Here is a 17,404-nt window from a genome sequence, read left to right on the forward strand (position 1 = left end):
CGTAGCGCCGGAACGGTGTCAGAGACACAGAGTCAACAAAGCTGAGCGGTCCCGTCAGCGCGAAACCTGCTCGCGCGTCACTACCGTCAACGCCTGCACGGCGCACGCAGAAGGAACACCCCAGCCTCTGTGGACAGTTGGGAGAGCCGCATGCACGTACGTACCAGCGCAAGAGCTCTGGCCGTGGTGGCCGCGCTCGGCCTGTCGGTCATCACCCCGGTGACGGCGCAGGCCGCCCCGGCGGCGGCGGACGCCGACGCCCCCGGCGACGTCGTCAGCTCCGCACCGAGCAGCTTCCACCCGCTGCCGGGCCAGCCGACGAACACCAAGGCCTGGAAGGTCAATTACCGCTCGACGACGGCGAAGGGCGAGCCGAACACCGTCTCCGGCACGGTCATCGTGCCGCAGGACGGCAGGAAGGGCCCCCGCCCCCTCATCACCTACGCCGTCGGAACGATCGGCATGGGTGACCACTGCGCCCCGAGCGCCGGCTTCCCCCGGGGCACGACCCTCGAAGCCAACCTCATCCAGCAGCTCACCCTGCGCGGCTGGGCGGTCGCCGTGACCGACTACGAGGGCCTCGGCACCCCAGGCGACCACACCTACACGGTCGGCAGGGCCGAGGGGCAGGCCATGCTCGACGCCGCCCGCGCCGCGATCCGCCTCCCGGAGGCGGGGCTCGGCGAGGACACCCCCGTCGGCATCATGGGCTACTCCCAGGGCGGGCAGGCCGCGAGCTGGGCAGCCGAGCTGCACGGTTCGTACGCCCCCGACCTGAAGGTCAAGGGCACGGCGACCGGCGGTGTACCCGGCGACCTGATGAAGGTGGCGGACTTCAACGACGGCTCGTACGGCTCCGGCCTGATCTTCATGGCGGCCATCGGCCAGAACGCGGCCTACCCCGAACTGAACCTGGAGTCCTACCTCAACCCGGCGGGCAAGAAGCTGATCGGCGCCCTGCGCAACAGCTGCGTGGCGGACGGCGCGGTGCTCGGCGCCTTCAAGAAGATCGACGACATGACGGTGAAGAACCCCCTCGACCAGCCCGACTGGCAGCAGCGCCTGCGCGATTCGCAGGTCGGCACGCGGGCTCCGGACGCGCCCGTGTACCAATACCACGTGATCACCGACGAGTTGATCCCGTACGGCGTCGGCAAGCAGGTCCGCAAGGACTGGTGCGCCAAGGGCGCGAACGTGGAGTGGCACACGGTCCCGCTGGGCGAGCACGTCTCGGGGGTCATCACGCAGTCACCGCTGGCGGCGCACTGGCTGGCGGAACGGTTCGCTGGGAAACCGGCGCGGGGGAACTGCTGACCGGTTCCGAGGGCCGACGGCGCGCGGCGGCTTCGGGAAGCCGCCGCGCGCCCCTGCTCAGCCGGCCGTCCGCTCCACCGGGATCCACAGCGACGCGTCCGCCTGCGTCCCGTCGTCCGACAGGCGGGTCCGCAGGATCTCGGGCCCCGGCCTGCTCTGGTACGGATTCGACGGGAACCACTGCGTGAACACGTCCCGCCACATGTACTGAAGCGTCTGCGGGAACGGCCCCGAGCTCTCGAACACGGCCCAGCTCCCCGCCACGACGGTGAGCGCGTCCATGTCGTCCGGCACCGCGGCGCTGCTCACCACACCGTGCCAGTAGTCGAGTTCGGTCCCCTCGGCGCGGCTCTCGTCGAGCTTGTCGCTCACCGAGATGATCCCCTCCGGCTCCTGGTCGGAGAGGCTCTCGATGCGCCCCAGCGTCTCCCGGCCGAGTCCCCGGATGAACGCGGCGATGTCCGGGTTCACGCCTTCATGCACGAGCGGGACCCGCGCCTTCCTGCCGACGACCCGGAACTCGTCCTTGTCCACGACCTTGTACCGCATGCTGCTGTTCCCTTCGACGACGAGGCGGAAGGACATCCGTGGCTGGGACTGCAGACTCGCGCCGCTCCGCCTGGCCTCACCGGGTCCGACCCCGTGCATGCCGCGGAACGCCCGCGCGAACGCCTCGCCCGACGAGTAGCCGTAGCGCACGGCCACTTCGAGCAGCGTCCGTTCCCCGGCCAGCACCTCGGCCCCCGCGACGGTCAGCCGCCGGCGCCGGATGTACTCCGACAGCGGCATCCCCGCCAGCGCGGAGAACAGCCGCCGGAAGTGGTACTCCGACGTCACCGCCGTCCGCGCCAGGTCGGCCACGTCGATCTGCTGATCGAGATGACTCTCGATGTGCTCCATGGCCAGGTTCAACCGCTCCAGCACCCGGATCTCCTTCCCTTTCGTCATTCACGTTAGGAAGGACCCACCCTGCCGGACCCGACATCCTGTGCCCGGTCCGGTCGGGGTCACGTGGTGACTCGGAGCGGATCAGGCCATACGTCCGACGTGAATCACCACGATGGTGACCGTTACCTGGGTGATCTCGTACATCACCCGGTACCTGCCGACGTGCATGCGCCGCAGATCGGGGGAGCCGTACGCGGCTGTGCCTGCGGGCCGTGGGTCGTCCGCCAGCAGATCCACCGCGTCGAAGAGCTGACGCAGGCCGTCGGGGTCGTCTTTCAGAAACCGCGTGGCGGCATCGATCACTCGCGTTCGCCAGATGATCCGGTAGCTCACTCACGCTCCAGACCGAGCCGGGCGCGCGCCTCTTCGTGCGAGATTCCGGCAGGAGTACCGGCGGCCTGCTCTGCCCGGTACTCCGCCAGCGCCAAGGCGTCCTCCAGGTCGGCCAGTTCCTGCGGATTGATCAGTACAGCCGCCGGCTGCCCGTGATCCGTGATGGTGATCCGCTCCCGGGCATGGGCGGTCCGGCGGACCAGGGATCCGAAGCGGGCACGGGCTTCAGTCATCGGCAGCGTTTCACTCATGCACAAAACTGTACACTTCTCGCCGCTTCTGTACTCGGCTTCCAGATTCATCCCCGCCCCCTGGGCGCCAACCCCGCCGCCACCCGTGCCGCGTCCGCGTACGCGGCGACGTCCGCCGGGGCCGGTGCCGGGCGGAAGGTGTCCGGGACGTCCGACTCCTCCTCGGCGGCGCAGGCCGCGCACATGCCGTGCCGCCGGACCAGGGGGTCCTCCTCCGCGGTGGTCTCGCAGAACAGGCAGACCATCACGCGCCGCAGCACCCTCTCGCGGCCGTGGCTCTCGCTGATCTCGGGCGGCATCTTGTCCTCCAGTCGTCGTTTCGCGATACCGGCCGGGTTGTGGAGCGGTTCCGGGAGACCGGCGGTCAACGCGTGGGTCAGATGAGTCACGGTCGCCCCACGCGCGAGCCAGGCCGCGGCGAGGGGTTCGAGTCGGGCACAGTCCGCCGCCGAGAGCGTCAACCGGGGCTCGGTGCGGCCGAGTTCGGCGAGTGCTCGGTACGCGGTGGAGCGGGGTGGCGGCACCTCGTCGGCCGGTGGTCCGCCCTCCCCGCCACCGTCGCCGTCCCTGCCGTCACCGCCGTCACCGCCGTAGGGGTCGTCCAGCATCACGCCCCGCACGCTGCGGCAGAACTCCCACCACCAAGCCGCCGTACGCGGCGTGCGCGACCAGTAGGTGCGGGTCACCCAGCGGCGCGCGCCGTCCTCGCGGACGACCTGCTCTTTGATGCGGCGCAGATGTCCGGCGTGGGACAGGGCCTTCAGCGCACTGCGGACAGCGGCCTGCCCGTACCCCGCGATGTGCGTGGCGAGCGTCTTGTGGTCCATCGCCGCGCCTTCGGGCAAACGGTCGATGAACCCGGCGATCGACGCTTCACGCTTAGGCAGATGTTCGAAGTCGGCGCTTCGGTCCCGCTCTTGGCCGGGCGCCAGGCGTTTCCCGAACCCCGGGTTGGCCATGGGGTGTGCGGGCGCGGGCAGGGTGGAGTTAGGCTCAGTGGAAGCCATCGGATCGTCCTTCAGCTTTGCGATCTCGTTGGACAGACCCCGGACCCGGTGTTGGTAGCACCGACCGGGGTCGTTTGTTGTCGCGAACCTAGAGCACATCGACGCTCGGTCGCAACCTGATCACAAATTGTCATCTCCCCTGCTCCAGCCGGGAGTTGAACCGCCTTCGACTGGGCGGGAGGGTGGGTTCAAGCCTTCCAACCACTCCTTGCAAAAGAGAGCTCGGGGCTCGGAGCTCGGAGCTCGGCCCAGACCGTCTTGCCGATCCGCCGCTCCGTGACGCCCCACGCCGCCGCCGTCGCCTCCACGAGCCGCAGCCCCCGGCCCGCCTCCGCCTCAGGACCCACCGAGCGCAGCTCCGGGGCACGGTCACCCCGTGCGTCCGACACCTCGATACGCAGCGTGCGCGTCGACTCCGCGTAGGCGACACGGAGTTCGAAGTCCCTTCCGGGTACGTGGCCGTGCGTGACGGCGTTGGCCGCCAGCTCCGCGGTGACGTGCGCCGCCGCGTCGGAGAGGTCGCTGCCGTGGGGGATTCCCCAGAGGTCCAGCTGGTGGGCCACCAGCCTGCGGGCCAGGCGTGCGCCTCTCCGCGTGGGACTGAGGCGCTGCGCGAACCGCCGCATTTGGGGGGTGGAGATTTGGGATTCCATGTCACTGAGCGTGGTCGGTGCGCTCTACGCTGACCAGGTACGACGCCGCGACGGAGCGTAGCTGTACGGATGCTTTGCGCTGCCTGTCGGGTCGTCGGCCGTGACCAATGGGCGCACGCGAAGGCGGTACGGGACATGGCGAACGCGGAACCTGAGGAGCGGCGCCCGGAGCGGCCCGCCGAGGAGGACGGCACGGCTCATCTCTTCCGGGCCGTGGGCAAGCAGATCAAGGTCCTGCGCGTCGGCGCAGGGTTGAGCCAGAAGGAACTGGGTGCGCGGGCGCACTGCGGAGAGGATCTGGTCTCGGCGATGGAACGGGGAGTTCGCACGCCGCAGCCCGAGTTCTTGGAACTGGCGGATCCGTTGCTGGGGGCGGGTGGTCTGCTGCTGGCCGTCATCGATGACGTACGGGAGGCGCAGAAGAAGTCGCGGACGCGGCACCCGGAGTGGTACCGGGGGTACGCCAGCCTGGAGGCGCTGGCAGTCCAGCTCTACGTGTACACCAACCAGTCCGTTCCCGGCCTGTTGCAGACAGAGGCGTACGCACAGGCCATGTTCGCCCAGTGGAAGCCGCTGCTGAGCGAAGAAACCATCGAGAAACGGGTAGCGGACCGTCTCGCCCGTCAGCAGATCTTCGACCCCTGGCCTTCGCCGACATTCAGCTTCATCCTGGACGAGAGCGTGCTGCTGCGGCCGATCGGCGGGAAAGCCGTCCACGAGGAGCAACTCCGGAAGCTCCTGCGCATCGGGCGGATGCGGACAGTCCAACTGCAGGTGATGCCATTGGCTCGGGAGGAACAACCCAGCCTGGATGGCCCGTTCACTCTCCTGACGCCCAAAAAGCAGCAGCAGGTGGCGTACATGGAGATCCACACGTACCCGCGCTTGATCACCGTTCCGGATGAAGTCCGCGTACTCTCCGTCCGCTATGGGATCCTGCAATCGGAGGCTCTCACACCCCGTGATTCGTTGGCCATGATCGAGAAGATGCTGGGAGAACTATGAGCACCGAGGAACTCACCTGGTTCAAGTCCAGCTACAGCAGCGGGGGCGGAGGCGAATGCCTCGAAGTCGCTTACGCCTGGCGGAAGTCCACCCACAGCAGCGGCGAAGGCGGCAACTGCGTGGAGGTCTCCCCCTGCCCCCACGCCATCCACGTACGCGACTCAAAGAACCCCGAAGGCCCCAACTTCACGGTCACGCCGACCACTTGGACCGCCTTCATTTCCCACACTCAGGGAACCGCCACCGCGTAGCCGCCCGCAAATCGGAGTCCCACCCGAAGACCAGCCGCGACCGAACCCGGAAAACGGGTCCCGCGGCGCCGGAGCCGTCCTCGACGCCCTCCTCGGTCGCGGCGACGTCCCACTCGTACTTGGGGTTGTACGCGGTGACGAACCGCGTCAGCTCCCGTACCCCCACGACCGCCTCCCCCGTGCCCTCCACGATCACCGGCCGGTCGCCGTCGTCCAGGTGCACGGTGATCTCCGGGTTGCCGGGCAGGTTGTGACGGGCGACGGAGCCCGTGCTGAACCACAGGCCGTCCTCCAGCCAGACGCCCCAGACGGGGCGCGTGTGAGGTCGGCCGTCGGGGCGTGTCGTGGCGATCCAATACGTGCGGGCAGTGGTCAGCCGCTCGGCCGCCCAGGTCCACGGCAGCAGCTCCCCCGGCGGCATCGGCATGCCGAACATGACCGGCGTCTCGGCCACGGGAACGGGCAGGGCCTCCATGTCTTCACCGTACGCCGGAGCCTTCGCACGGCCCTCGTCGAGGACCGGCCGACTTGACATGCAACCAAATGGTTGCCAATTTAAGAGGGAGGGGGTTGGATGACATGGACGAGGTGTTCAAGGCACTCGCGGACACGAGCCGAAGGCTGCTGCTCGACCGGCTGAACGAGCGGGCCGGGCAGAGTCTGCGCGAGCTGTGCGCGGGGCTTGAGATGTCCAGGCAGGCGGTGTCCAAGCACCTGGCGGTGCTGGAGGGCGCGGGCCTGGTCACGGCGGTCCGGCACGGCCGGGAGAGGCTGCACTACCTCAACCCCGTACCCATCCACGACATTGCCGACCGCTGGATAGACCAGTACGAGCGGGGCCGGATGGCCGCGCTCGGCAATCTGAAGCACGCCCTGGAAGGAACGGCGATGAGCAAGCCCGAGTACGTCTACACGATCTACATCCACACCACGCCCGAGAAGCTCTGGGAGGGGCTGACCAGCCCGGAGTTCCTGAAGCAGTACCACGGCGGCTGGGCACCCTCCTCCGACTGGAAGGTCGGCTCGAAGGTGCTGTGGCCGGTCGAGGACGGCGGCGAGCCGCAGGACCTGGGCCAGGTCGTCACCGAGTCGGAGCCCGGCAAGCGGCTCGCCTACACCTGGCACACGCTCCAGCCGATGCACCAGGAGATGTTCGGCATGGGCGACGAGGAGTTCGCCGAGGCGGCCAAGGAACGCTCGAAGGTCACCTTCGACATCGAGCCCTCCGAGGAGCCGGAGCTTGGCGTCAAGCTGACCATCACGCACGACGGCTTCACCTCGGCCGACTCCAAGATGCTCGAGGGCGTCAAGGACGGCTGGACCATGATGCTGTCGGAGCTGAAGACGATCCTCGAGAAGGCCTGAGCTCGCAGTCCTGCCAACTCGGGCTCAGCGCCGCGGCTCCCCGTTCCAGCGCCACGACGTGAGCCGGTCCCGCCCGGCCAGCTCCCCGCGCCCGGTGGCCCACAGCAGCGTCGGCCACGGCTCCGCGCCCGAGCCCGAGGGGGCGTCCGGGAACAGGCGGTGGAGGACCCGGGCGCACACGTCGGCGGGCGGGGTCCACTTCAGCCCGAGGCCCGCCGCCAAGTCGTACGTGTGGACCAGGGTTTCCACGATCCCCATCGCCGCGAAGCCCTCCGGGTCGGAGACCCCGAAGCCGTGGTACGCCCGAGTCGTCGGCGGGGCCGTGCGCACCATGGCGATCAGCAGCGCGCCGCTCGACTCCAGGACTTGGAGGAGGCCTGCCGGGCCCGCGTCGCGGTTCGCGTGGATGGCGTTGGACGGGCCGCCGGGCCTGCGCGGCTCCCAGATGAAGGGGACCTCGTCCGTCAACGGCGTCTGCCGCGGGCCGAGTTGGGCCGCGTACGCGAAGAGGTCGTCGGCGAGGTGCTCGACCGTCTCCCAGCAGTCCCACTCCAGCGTGCCCGCCTTGCTCTCCCAGGCGGCCGGGGGCGCTTCTCGGAGCGTGGCGAGGGCGAGCTGGACCGCCTGGTCGAGGTCGTCGGCCGTGACGGGACCAGGAGTGAGGGGCTCTTGTTCGGCTTGTCGGCGCATGCGGGGAACGGTAATCGGGCGGAGGGTCCCGCTCCTAGCGGCTTTCCTCGCAGACGTGCGGCGCGGGCTCGCCCCGCTCAGGTCCAACAGGGCTCAGCGCCCGTCCCTCGGCAGCAGCCACGCCGCCAGCGCGGTCGTGAGGCACAGCAGCAGGCCCACCGCGAGGAGCGCCTCGCGCATCCCCGTGACCGAGAAGCCCGTCCCGCCGTCGGCCGCCAGGAGCGCGCCGAACAGCGCCACCGCCATCGCGCCGCCGGTCTGGCGCAGGGCGTTGAGCAGGCCGGACGCCGTGCCCGCGCGGTGGGCCGGTACGGCGTCCATCAGCAGGGCGGTCAGCGCGGGGACCGCGAACGCGCCGCCCATGCCGGTGGGGACGAGCAGGACGAGCACCAGCCAGAGCGGGGTGTCCGCGGCCAGCGGGAGGAGGACGAACATGGCGAGTGCGAGCACCGCCTGGCCCGCCACGATGACCCGGCGGCGGCCGACGCGCTCGGCCATGCGCGGCGAGACGAGGTTCGTCGACGTGATGATGACCGCGAGAGGGACGAACATCAGACCTGCCGCGATCGCCGACATCCCACGCAGCTGCTGGAAGTAGAGGCCGAGCAGGAAGACGATCCCGTAGAAGCCCGCGTTGACGGCGAAGCCGACGGCCAGCGAGACGCTGACCTTCCGCTCCCGCAGCAGGCCCAGCGGGACCATGGGCGCGCGGTGCCGCTTCTCGGCGGCGTAAAAGCCGAAGCCCGCCGCGACGGCGAGGGCGGCGGCGCCGAGCACCGGCGCGCTCGTCCACCCCAGGTGCCCGCCCTCGATGACGGCGAACGCGAGCCCTGCCAGGGCGAGTACGGCGGTGGCCTGACCGGCGATGTCGATGGGCGCGGGGCGCCGCGCGGAGGGAGCGGTGCGGGCGAGAAGGGCCAGGATCACGGCCCCTATCGGCAAGTTGAGGAGGAAGACGGCACGCCAGCCCGCCGCCTCGGTGAGTACGCCGCCGAGTACGGGCCCGGCCGCCATGGCCACGGAACCGCCCACCGTCCACAGCGCGATGGCGCGGGCACGGCGGCGCGGGTCGTCGTACGCCTGCCGGATCAGCGCGAGCGAAGCGGGCATGACGATCGCCGCGGCCCCGCCCTGCGCGACGCGGGCGGCGATGAGCGCGCCGATGCCGGGGGCGAGGGCGCAGGCGAGCGAGGCGAGGGTGAAGAGGCCGACGCCCCAGGCGTAGGCACGCCGAGCCCCCGCCCGGTCGGCGAGGGCCCCCGCGGAGAGCATGAGGGCGGCGAACATCAGCGTGTACGCGTCCACGACCCACTGGAGCCCTGCCATGCCGCCGTGCAGGGAGGTGCGGATGGCGGGCAGGGCGATGTTCACGGCGGACACGTCGACGGTGATGACGGTGAAGCCGAGGAGGGAGGCGAGGAGGGGGGCGAGGGTGGTCGGGGAGCGGTGGGGGGTGGTGGGCCTGGTGGTGAGAGGTGCGGGGGCGGAGGCGACGAGGGAGGACGGCATGACTGATGACTCCGGGGCAATCGGGCGGGCGGGCGGGAAGGCCTGTTCGGCGAGGAGGCGCTGCGGGGCAAACGGGCGGGTGGGCGGGAGAGGCCCTTGGGGCAACCAGAGCAACGGGGCACAGCGCAACCGGCGGCACCCCAAGACTCCGCCCAGGCCCGCCGCCCAGGCAGACCGCGACGTTCCTGGCCCTGACACGGCCCCCCACGTCCCGCCCCCACCGGGGACAATGGACGGATGGCGAAAGCAGAGGGCACGGAACTGGGCAGATACCTCCGCGCGAGGCGCGCGCAGGTGAGCCCCGCGGACGCGGGCCTCCCCACCGGCACAGGCCTACGCCGCACCCCCGGCCTCCGCCGCGAGGAACTCGCCACCCTCGCGGGAGTCAGCGTCGACTACTACACCCGCCTGGAGCGGGGCCGCGAGACGAACCCCTCCACCTCCGTCATAGACGCCCTGGCCCGCGCCCTGCGCCTCAGCGGCGACGCCCACGAGCGCCTGCACGACCTGGCCGAGCTGGCATCGGGCCGCCTCACGGAACCGCACCCCACCCCCGGGGACACCGTCCGCCCGAGCATCCAGCGCATGCTGGAGAACCTCAGCCCGTCACCCGCGTACGTGGTCAGCCGCCACAGCTACATGCTGGCCGCCAACCCGGCCGGACGCCGCCTCCTGCCGGGCCTGTGGGACTGGCCCGCGGAGAAGCGCAACGTCACGCGCTATCTGTTCCTGCACCCCGTGGGCCGCGTGCTCTACCAGCCCTGGGAGGAGACGGTGGCCAAGTCCGTCGCGCATCTGCGCGCGGTCGGCGGCGTGGACGTGGACTCTCCCCAGCTGGCCGCCCTGGTCGGCGAACTCCTCCTGAAGTCAACGGACTTCGCCCGCCTCTGGGAGCGTTACGAAGTCAAGGAGCGCGGGGGCGGCACCAAGTCCTTCGACCACCCGAAGGTGGGCGCGATGACGCTCACGTACGAGGTGATGAAGCTGGCGAGGACGGACGGCCAGCGCCTGGTGGTCTACCAGGCCGAGCCGGGCAGCGCGGACGAGGAAGCGATGCTGCGCCTGGACCCGGCGGCCCGCACCACCCGCTAGCCACCGGCCGCCGCTACTCCTCCTCGTCCACCCCGCAAGAACTCCCGTTCGCGGGCATCTCCCCGTACAGCAGGAACCCGTCCACCTTGTCCCGCACGCACTTCGACCCGGCGTAACCGGTGTGCCCGTCACCCTTGTTGTCGAGCACGACGGCGGCGGACCCGAGCCGCTCGGCGGTCTCCTGGGTCCAGCGGTAGGGCGTGGCCGGGTCGCCCCGGGTGCCGACGAGCAGGAAGTCGGGGCTCTTCACGTCGCGTACGTCATCGCGGATGTAGTCCGTGCCCGCGGGCCGCCCGAAGCAGAAGAGCACCGGCATCAGCATCGAACGCCCGAAGATCGCGGACGTCGACTCGAACTCCTCCTGAAGCTTGGCGACTTCCTTCTCGATGCTGTCGGCGTCGGGCCGGTCCGGGTCGTCCGCGCAGTTCACGGCCATGAGCGCGGCAGCCATGTTGTCGGCGGGAATGTCCTCGGGCGCCCGGCCCGCCAAGCCCCCCACGCCCTGCACGCCACCCCCGGGAGCCTGCTGGGCCAGCGACCCGCTCATCCGCAGCAGCGCCCTGGGATCCCCGTCCGCGAGCAGCGCGCCGAGCGCCTGCGAGAGCGCGGGCCACGACTGCCTGCTGTAGAGCGCCTGGCCGAGTACGTCCACGACGTCCTGGCCGGTGAACTCGGCGCCGTCGGAGGACTGGAGCGGATAGGTGTCGAGCCCCTTGATCAGCTCACTCATGTTGTCGCGGGCCGCACGCGAGTCGGTTCCGAGCACACAACCCGCGTTGCCTGTGCACCACTTGATGAAGTTGTCGAGGGCGGCCTGCCGCCCCTCCGCGCTGACCAGGGCCTGTTCCTCGACGTCCTCGGTCAGCGTGTCCACGCCGTCCAGGACCATCCGTCCGACCTTCTTCGGGAACTGGGCGGTGTACACGGCGCCGAGCCGCGTCCCGTAGGAGAAGCCCAGGTAGTTGAGCTTCTTGTCGCCGAGCACCTGTCGCATGACGTCCATGTCGCGCGAGACGTTGACGGTCCCGACGTACGGAAGGACGGGCCCGGACTCCTTCTCGCACTGCTCGTTGATCTTGCGCATCTCGTCGAGCACGGCAGCGGGGTCCTCGGGTCCGCCCTCCATCTCCGGTTCCTGCGCACCGGCGTCCCCGCAGCTGACGGGCGAACTCTCGCCCACGCCACGGGGGTCGAAGGAGACCACGTCGTACCCCTTGCCGAGATACTCGAACTCCTTCTGCGCATGGAGCAGCCCGGACACCCCGGCGCCGCCGGGCCCTCCGAAGTTGATCAGGAGCGAACCCCGGGGCTTGCCACTGGACTTGATGCGGACCATGGCCACCTCGACCTTGCCGCGCGACGGTTTCGCGTAGTCGAGAGGGACCGTGACCTTGCCGCACTGGACGTTCTTGTCCTTGGGGACGGCGGTGGCGTCGGACTCGGACAGGAGGCCGGCCCCGTCTCCCTCGCAGGCGCCCCACTTGATCTTCTGCGTGTAATACCGCGAAAGATCAGGGGATGAGGGCGAGGACTCGGATGAAGGCTCGGGCGGAGCCGCCGCGCTCACGCCCGGCAGCCAGGCTCCTGTCCCTATGACGGCCAGCGCGGTCACGCCGGCGAGTGCGGCAGCTCTGCGCACGGCAACCTCCCAGGGTCTGCCCCTCGATCACCCTAAGCGCGGGGCAGCAGCCCCGCCCGTCCAGGTGACAGCGAGTGACATTCGCTACCGTGCGTGTCCGTAGAGCCCCTCGATCTCCTCCGCGAAGTCCCGCTCGATGGCGTCCCGCTTCAGCTTCAGGGACGGGGTCAGATGGCCGCTCTCCTCCGTGAAGTCCACGGGCAGCACGGCGAACCGCCGGATGGACTCGGCCCGCGACACGAGCTTGTTCGCCTCGTCGACGGCGCGCTGAAGCGTCTCGCGCAGGTCGGCGTCGTCCACGAGACCGGGGCCCGTGTGCGCCTTCTTCTTCATCCGGCACCAGTGCGCGATGCCGTCCGCCTCCAGCGTGAGCAGGGCGGTGATGTAGGGCCGGTCGTCGCCGACCACCATGCACTGGCCGACCAGGGGGTGGGCGCGCAGCCAGTCCTCCAGCGGGGCCGGGGCCACGTTCTTGCCGCCGGTGGTGATGAGGATGTCCTTCTTGCGCCCGGTGATGGAGAGGTATCCGTCGGCGTCGAGTGCGCCGAGGTCCCCGGTCGCGAACCACTCCCCCTTCGCGGGCACCACACGGCCCGCCTGCCCGTCCCAGTACCCGCCGAAGACCTGCCCTCCGGCGAGCAGCACCTCACCGTCGTCCGCGATCCGCACGCGCGTACCGGGCAGCGGCCAGCCCACCGTGCCGAGCCGCGGCTTCAGGGGCGGTGTCACGGTCGCGGCGGCGGTGGTCTCGGTCAGTCCGTAGCCCTCGAAGATCTCGATGCCCGCGCCCGCGTAGAACGCGGCGAGGCGGCGCCCGAGCGGTGAACCGCCGCAGATCGCGTACCGCACCTTGCCGCCGAGGGCCGCGCGGATCCGCCGGTAGACCAGCGGGTCGTACAGCGCGCGGGCCACCCGGAGCCCGAGCGTCGGACCGGGGCCTGTGCCGTGCTGCCGCGCCTCGACCGCCTCGCCGTAGCGGACGGCGATGCGGGCGGCGCGGTCGAAGGAGGAGGCGCGGCCCATTTTCTCCGCGGTGGCGCGCCCGGTGTTGAAGACCTTCTCAAGCACATACGGAATGGCGAGCAGGAAGGTCGGCCGGAAGCCTGCCAGGTCCCCCAGCAGATCCTCGGTCTGAATGCTGGGCGCGTGCCCGAGCCGCACCCGCGCGCGCAGACAGCCGACCGCGACCATGCGCCCGAAGACGTGGGACAGCGGCAGAAAGAGCAGCGTGGAGGCAGGCGCCTTGCTGACGGACTTGAAGACGGGATGAAGCAGTTCAATGGCGTTGTCGACTTCGGCGAAGAAGTTGCCGTGGGTCAGGACACAGCCCTTGGGCCGCCCGGTGGTGCCGGAGGTGTAGATGAGCGTGGCAACGGAATCGGGCCCCAACTCGGCCCGCCGCCCGGCGACTTCGGCATCGGAGACATCCCCATTGCGCCCCAGCTCGGCGAGGCGCCGCACGTCCCCCTTCTCGAAGGACCACAGATGCTCCAGGTCGGGCATCCGGTCCCGCTCGGGCCCGAGCGAAGCGGCGAGCGCGACGGTCTCGACGGCGAGCGCGACGGCGCCCGAGTCCTGCACGATCCACCGGGTCTGATAGGCGGAGGAGGTCGGATACACGGGCACGGTGACGAGCCCGGCCGCCCAGCCCGCGAAGTCGAGCAGCGTCCATTCGTACGTCGTACGCGCCATGATGGCGAGCCGGTCCCCCGGGGCGAGCCCTTCGGCGATCAACCCCTTGGCGACGGCGAGGACTTCCTCGGCGAACTCCGCGGCCGACACGTCCCGCCACCGCCCGTCGTCTCCCTTCCGGGAGAGCACGGCTTCGGCGGGGGCCTCGCGGGCGTTGTCGAAGGGGATGTCGGCGAGGGACCCACTGCTGACGGGGGCGGCGAAGGGCGGCACGGAGACTTCGCGTACGGCGCCGTCGAGGTGGCGCAGACGGGGTTCGACGAGGGCTGGCTGAGGGGCGACGGGGGGCATGGGTGGCGGCTCCTTGTCGGGTGATGGTCGCGGGAATCCGCCCGCCCGGCATCCGGTCCGCGCTGCGGGAGTGCGGGTGTGCGGGAGTGCATACGGGCGTACTCGGCGGAACCGGTGGCGGTGGTGGCAGCGGTGGTGGCGATGGCGGCGGCTACCGCTCCAGAATCGCGGTCACCCCCTGCCCGCCCGCCGCGCAGATGGAGATGAGCCCGCGCCCCGGGGTACCCCGTTCGGCCAGCAGCTTCGCCAGGGTGGCGACGATCCGCGCACCGGTGGCGGCGAAGGGATGCCCCGTGGCGAGCGAGGACCCGGCGACGTTGAGCCGGTCCCGGTCCACGACGCCGAGCCCGCGCTTCTCCCAGGCGGCGAGTGTGGCGAGCACCTGCGAGGCGAAGGCCTCATGGATCTCGACGAAGTCGAAGTCCGCGAGCCCGAGCCCCACGCGCTCCAGCATCCGTGGCACGGCGTACGCGGGTGCCATGAGCAGCCCGTCCTCACCACCGGCCACATCGCCCCCGACGAAATCGACGGCGGCAGTCTCGTACGCGGTCAGATAGGCGAGCGGTTCGAGCCCGCGCTCCCCGGCCCACTCCTCGCTGGCGAGCAGGGCGACGGCGGCACCGTCCGTCAGGGGCGTCGAGTTCCCGGCAGTCATGGTCGGGTTGCTGCCCGTCACCCCGAAGACGGGCTTCAGCTTCCCCAGCTTCTCGACGGTCGACCCGGGCCGCAGATTCTGGTCCCGCTCAAGCCCACGGAACGGCACGACGAGCCCGTCCAGGAACCCCCTGTCGTACGCGGCGGCAAGCCGCTGGTGGCTGGCCGCGGCGAGTTCGTCCTGCGCCTCGCGGGTGACGCCCCAGGTCTGGGCGGTCACGGCGGCGTGCTCACCCATCGAAAGCCCGGTGCGGGGCTCCGCGTTGCGCGGGATGTCGGGCACGAGGTGCGAGGGCCGCACGCGGGCCAGGGCCTTGACCCGGCCGCCGGCCGACTTCGCGCGACGCGCGGCGAGGAGGATCTTCCGCAGGGAGTCGTTGACGCCGAGGGGTGCGTCACTCGCGGTGTCGGCGCCGCCCGCGACGGCGGACTCCGTCTGCCCCAGCATGATCTTGTTGGCGGCGGCGATGACGGCTTGCAGCCCGGTGCCGCAGGCCTGCTGGATGTCGTACGCGGGTGTGGTCGGCGCGAGGCGGGACCCGAGGACGGTCTCGCGGGCGAGATTGAAGTCGCGGCTGTGCTTGAGCACGGCACCGGCGACGAACTCCCCCACGTCCCCCGTCCCCTCGAGCCGATACCGCTCGACGAGCCCGTCGACGGCGGCGGTCAGCATCTCCTGGTTGGACGCGGTGGCGTACGGGCCGTCGGAGCGCGCGAAGGGGATGCGGCTGCCGCCGATGACCGCCACGCGGCGGGTGGTGGGCAGATTCATGTCTCGACCAGCTCCTGACCCTTGAGTAACCTTACTCTGAAGTAAATTTACGACCGAGCTGGGAGTTGGACAATGGCCGACCGCTATCTGAACTTCACGGGCACAGCGCCCGGCCGCTTCCTCGCTCGAAGGCTCGGCCTGCCGCAGCCGTCGCCGCTGCGCCGCTGGACACCGGAAAGCCCCTCCCTGGAGGGCGAGTTGCTGCACCTGACGGCAGGGGAATCCCCTCACGGGGCGGACCTCCGCCGGATCCTGACGCGGACGAACCTCACACTCGCCACAGAGTCCTCACACCCGGCGGCGGTGGTGCTCGACGCGACGGGCATCAGCGACACCCCCGGCCTCGCCCAGGTGCACGCGGCGCTGCACCCCGTGGTGCGTTCGGTGGCGGAGAACGGCCGCGTGGTGGTGCTCGGCGCCCCGGTCTCGCCGTCGGACCACCACCAGGCGGCGGCGCAACAGGCGTTGGAAGGCTTCGTACGCTCCCTGGGCAAGGAACTGGGCAGGGGCCGCACGGCGACGCTGGTCCGCATGCGCTCGGCGGAGGCGGCGGAGTCGACGCTGCGTTTCCTTCTCTCACCGAGGTCGGCGTATGTCAGCGGCCAGGTGATCGAGATCGGCGACGCTCAGGCGGCCCCCTGCGACTGGGACCGGCCGCTGTCCGGCCGTACGGCACTGGTCACGGGGGCTGCGCGGGGAATCGGCGAGGCGGTGGCGGAGGTCCTCGCGCGGGACGGTGCGCATGTGGTCGTACTCGATGTGCCGTCGGCGCAGGGGGATTTGGTACGGGTCGCGGACCGGCTCGGCGGTACGGCGCTGCCACTGGACATCACGGCGGACGACGCCGGTGAGCGGATGGCTTCGGCGCTGGCGCCCGACGGCCTGGACATCCTCGTCCACAACGCGGGGATCACGAGGGACCGCAAGCTGGCCAACATGCCGGCGGACCGCTGGAACCCGGTCCTGGACGTGAACCTGACGAGCGTGCTGCGCACGACGGACGCGCTGCTCAAGTCCGGGACGCTGAACCGGGGTGGGAGCGTGGTGGCCACGGCGTCGATAGCCGGGATCGCGGGGAACGTCGGCCAGACCAACTACGCCGCCAGCAAGGCGGGGATCATCGGCCTGGTGCGGGCTCTGGCGCCGGGGGCTTACGCGGAACACGGGGTGACGGTGAACGCGGTGGCCCCCGGCTTCATCGAGACGAAGATGACGGCGGCGGTCCCGCTCTTCATCCGCGAGGCGGGCCGCAGGATGAACTCCCTTGCGCAGGGGGGCCTTCCGGTGGACGTGGCGGAGACCACGGCGTGGCTCGCCGCGTCGGCCTCCGGCGGGGTGAACGGTCAGGTGATCCGGGTCTGCGGCCAAAGCCTGCTCGGGTCGTAGCCCTCGTCGAAACGGACCTGCGGGCGCCCGGCAGCCACAGGACCCCCCTGAACAGGCCTTCCCACCCACCCGCCCGTAACCCCGCATCCGCCCCTCGCCGAACAGGCCAGGCCTTTCCCGCCCACCCGCCCGATTGCCCCGTGGTGACTGGGGGTGGGTGGGAGGACGTGCAGCAGGGGGGTGGGACGTGAATTTCACTGGGGACGCGACTCGACCCAGCGATGGGAGGCCAGCCCGCACGTACCCGCAGTCGGCGGTGCTCGTGAGGGGACGTGGCGGTATGTCTGCCCGGAGCACGGTTCCCGGCGCTCCAGCAGCGAAGCAACAATCGCGGCCACCGGACGATAGCGAGGACGGACATACCGGCACGGCCCCGCCCCCACAGACGGACCAGACCCGCAGCACGCACGCACCCGCAGTCGGCCACGCACCCGAGGGGACGTGGCGGTATGTCCGCCCGGAGCACGGTTCCCGGCGCTCCAGCAGCGAAGCAACAATCGCGGCCACCGGACGATAGCGAGGACGGACATACCGGCACGGCCCCGCCCCCAC

The 17,404-nt window shown here is 70.7% G+C and carries 17 protein-coding genes; 6 read left to right on the top strand and 11 right to left on the bottom strand.

The genetic code is table 11. From position 1 onward, the window contains the following. Positions 1-150: 150 nt before the first annotated feature. Positions 151-1,314 (top strand): lipase family protein, encoded by a 1,164-nt coding sequence (locus tag ABZ833_RS34015; protein WP_361054957.1) that lies wholly within the window; start codon positions 151-153, stop codon positions 1,312-1,314. A 57-nt stretch (positions 1,315-1,371) separates the two neighbouring features. Here the strand turns inward: ABZ833_RS34015 and ABZ833_RS34020 are convergent, their stop codons facing one another. The 5 genes from ABZ833_RS34020 to ABZ833_RS34040 form a co-directional block, all read right to left on the bottom strand. Further along, entirely contained in the window at positions 1,372-2,238 is an 867-nt protein-coding gene (locus ABZ833_RS34020) for an AraC family transcriptional regulator (protein WP_361055188.1), read from the bottom strand. 105 nt (positions 2,239-2,343) lie between these two features. Beyond that, on the bottom strand, positions 2,344-2,595 hold the full coding sequence (locus tag ABZ833_RS34025; protein ID WP_361054960.1) for a type II toxin-antitoxin system RelE/ParE family toxin: 252 nt from the start codon (positions 2,593-2,595) through the stop codon (positions 2,344-2,346). Further along, positions 2,592-2,846 carry a type II toxin-antitoxin system Phd/YefM family antitoxin gene (locus ABZ833_RS34030; RefSeq protein WP_361055191.1) on the bottom strand — a complete coding sequence of 85 codons (255 nt, stop codon included), beginning with the start codon at positions 2,844-2,846 and terminating at the stop codon, positions 2,592-2,594. The genes ABZ833_RS34025 and ABZ833_RS34030 overlap by 4 nt, the downstream gene beginning before the upstream one ends. A gap of 47 nt (positions 2,847-2,893) precedes the next feature. Next, positions 2,894-3,853, bottom strand: a complete 960-nt coding sequence (locus ABZ833_RS34035) for a hypothetical protein (protein WP_361054963.1) — start codon at positions 3,851-3,853, stop codon at positions 2,894-2,896. 188 nt (positions 3,854-4,041) lie between these two features. Next, on the bottom strand, positions 4,042-4,506 hold the full coding sequence (locus ABZ833_RS34040; protein WP_361054966.1) for an ATP-binding protein: 465 nt from the start codon (positions 4,504-4,506) through the stop codon (positions 4,042-4,044). Between the two features lie 135 nt (positions 4,507-4,641). Here ABZ833_RS34040 and ABZ833_RS34045 point away from each other — a divergent pair, with 135 nt between their 5' ends. Together ABZ833_RS34045 and ABZ833_RS34050 are read left to right on the top strand one after the other, a co-directional pair. After that, on the top strand, positions 4,642-5,511 hold the full coding sequence (locus tag ABZ833_RS34045) for a helix-turn-helix transcriptional regulator (protein WP_361054969.1): 870 nt from the start codon (positions 4,642-4,644) through the stop codon (positions 5,509-5,511). Further along, positions 5,508-5,762: a DUF397 domain-containing protein gene (locus tag ABZ833_RS34050; protein WP_361054972.1), complete on the top strand. Its 255-nt coding sequence runs from the start codon at positions 5,508-5,510 to the stop codon at positions 5,760-5,762. The genes ABZ833_RS34045 and ABZ833_RS34050 overlap by 4 nt, the downstream gene beginning before the upstream one ends. On the opposite strand, the gene ABZ833_RS34055 is transcribed toward ABZ833_RS34050, so the two are convergent. Then, positions 5,728-6,297 (bottom strand): pyridoxamine 5'-phosphate oxidase family protein, encoded by a 570-nt coding sequence (locus ABZ833_RS34055; RefSeq protein ID WP_361054975.1) that lies wholly within the window; start codon positions 6,295-6,297, stop codon positions 5,728-5,730. The genes ABZ833_RS34050 and ABZ833_RS34055 overlap by 35 nt on opposite strands. Before the next feature lie 44 nt (positions 6,298-6,341). Between ABZ833_RS34055 and ABZ833_RS34060 the strand changes: the two genes are divergently transcribed. Further along, on the top strand, positions 6,342-7,127 hold the full coding sequence (locus ABZ833_RS34060) for a metalloregulator ArsR/SmtB family transcription factor (RefSeq protein WP_361054978.1): 786 nt from the start codon (positions 6,342-6,344) through the stop codon (positions 7,125-7,127). A 24-nt stretch (positions 7,128-7,151) separates the two neighbouring features. Here ABZ833_RS34060 and ABZ833_RS34065 read toward each other — a convergent pair whose 3' ends face one another. Both ABZ833_RS34065 and ABZ833_RS34070 read right to left on the bottom strand, forming a co-directional pair. Continuing rightward, positions 7,152-7,817 carry a maleylpyruvate isomerase N-terminal domain-containing protein gene (locus ABZ833_RS34065; protein ID WP_361054981.1) on the bottom strand — a complete coding sequence of 222 codons (666 nt, stop codon included), beginning with the start codon at positions 7,815-7,817 and terminating at the stop codon, positions 7,152-7,154. A gap of 93 nt (positions 7,818-7,910) precedes the next feature. Continuing rightward, positions 7,911-9,326, bottom strand: coding sequence for an MFS transporter (locus tag ABZ833_RS34070; RefSeq protein ID WP_361054983.1), 1,416 nt, complete (start codon positions 9,324-9,326; stop codon positions 7,911-7,913). Positions 9,327-9,563: 237 nt separating this feature from the next. On the opposite strand from ABZ833_RS34070, the gene ABZ833_RS34075 reads away from it, so the two are divergent. Further along, complete coding sequence (locus tag ABZ833_RS34075) at positions 9,564-10,418, top strand: helix-turn-helix transcriptional regulator (protein WP_361054986.1); 855 nt, start codon at positions 9,564-9,566, stop codon at positions 10,416-10,418. Between the two features lie 13 nt (positions 10,419-10,431). On the opposite strand, the gene ABZ833_RS34080 is transcribed toward ABZ833_RS34075, so the two are convergent. The 3 genes from ABZ833_RS34080 to ABZ833_RS34090 all read right to left on the bottom strand — a co-directional run bounded on the left by ABZ833_RS34080 (position 10,432) and on the right by ABZ833_RS34090 (position 15,466). After that, positions 10,432-12,057, bottom strand: coding sequence for an alpha/beta hydrolase (locus ABZ833_RS34080; protein WP_361054989.1), 1,626 nt, complete (start codon positions 12,055-12,057; stop codon positions 10,432-10,434). Between the two features lie 84 nt (positions 12,058-12,141). After that, positions 12,142-14,040 carry an AMP-dependent synthetase/ligase gene (locus ABZ833_RS34085; protein ID WP_361054992.1) on the bottom strand — a complete coding sequence of 633 codons (1,899 nt, stop codon included), beginning with the start codon at positions 14,038-14,040 and terminating at the stop codon, positions 12,142-12,144. 151 nt (positions 14,041-14,191) lie between these two features. Next, a complete protein-coding gene (locus ABZ833_RS34090) occupies positions 14,192-15,466 on the bottom strand; it encodes an acetyl-CoA C-acetyltransferase (protein WP_361054995.1) in 1,275 nt (424 codons plus the stop codon). Between the two features lie 72 nt (positions 15,467-15,538). On the opposite strand from ABZ833_RS34090, the gene ABZ833_RS34095 reads away from it, so the two are divergent. Next, positions 15,539-16,852, top strand: a complete 1,314-nt coding sequence (locus ABZ833_RS34095) for a 3-oxoacyl-ACP reductase (protein WP_361054998.1) — start codon at positions 15,539-15,541, stop codon at positions 16,850-16,852. Positions 16,853-17,404: the final 552 nt, after the last annotated feature.

This window comes from Streptomyces sp. NPDC047525, assembly GCF_040643025.1.
In the GTDB taxonomy this organism is placed as follows: domain Bacteria; phylum Actinomycetota; class Actinomycetes; order Streptomycetales; family Streptomycetaceae; genus Streptomyces; species Streptomyces durmitorensis.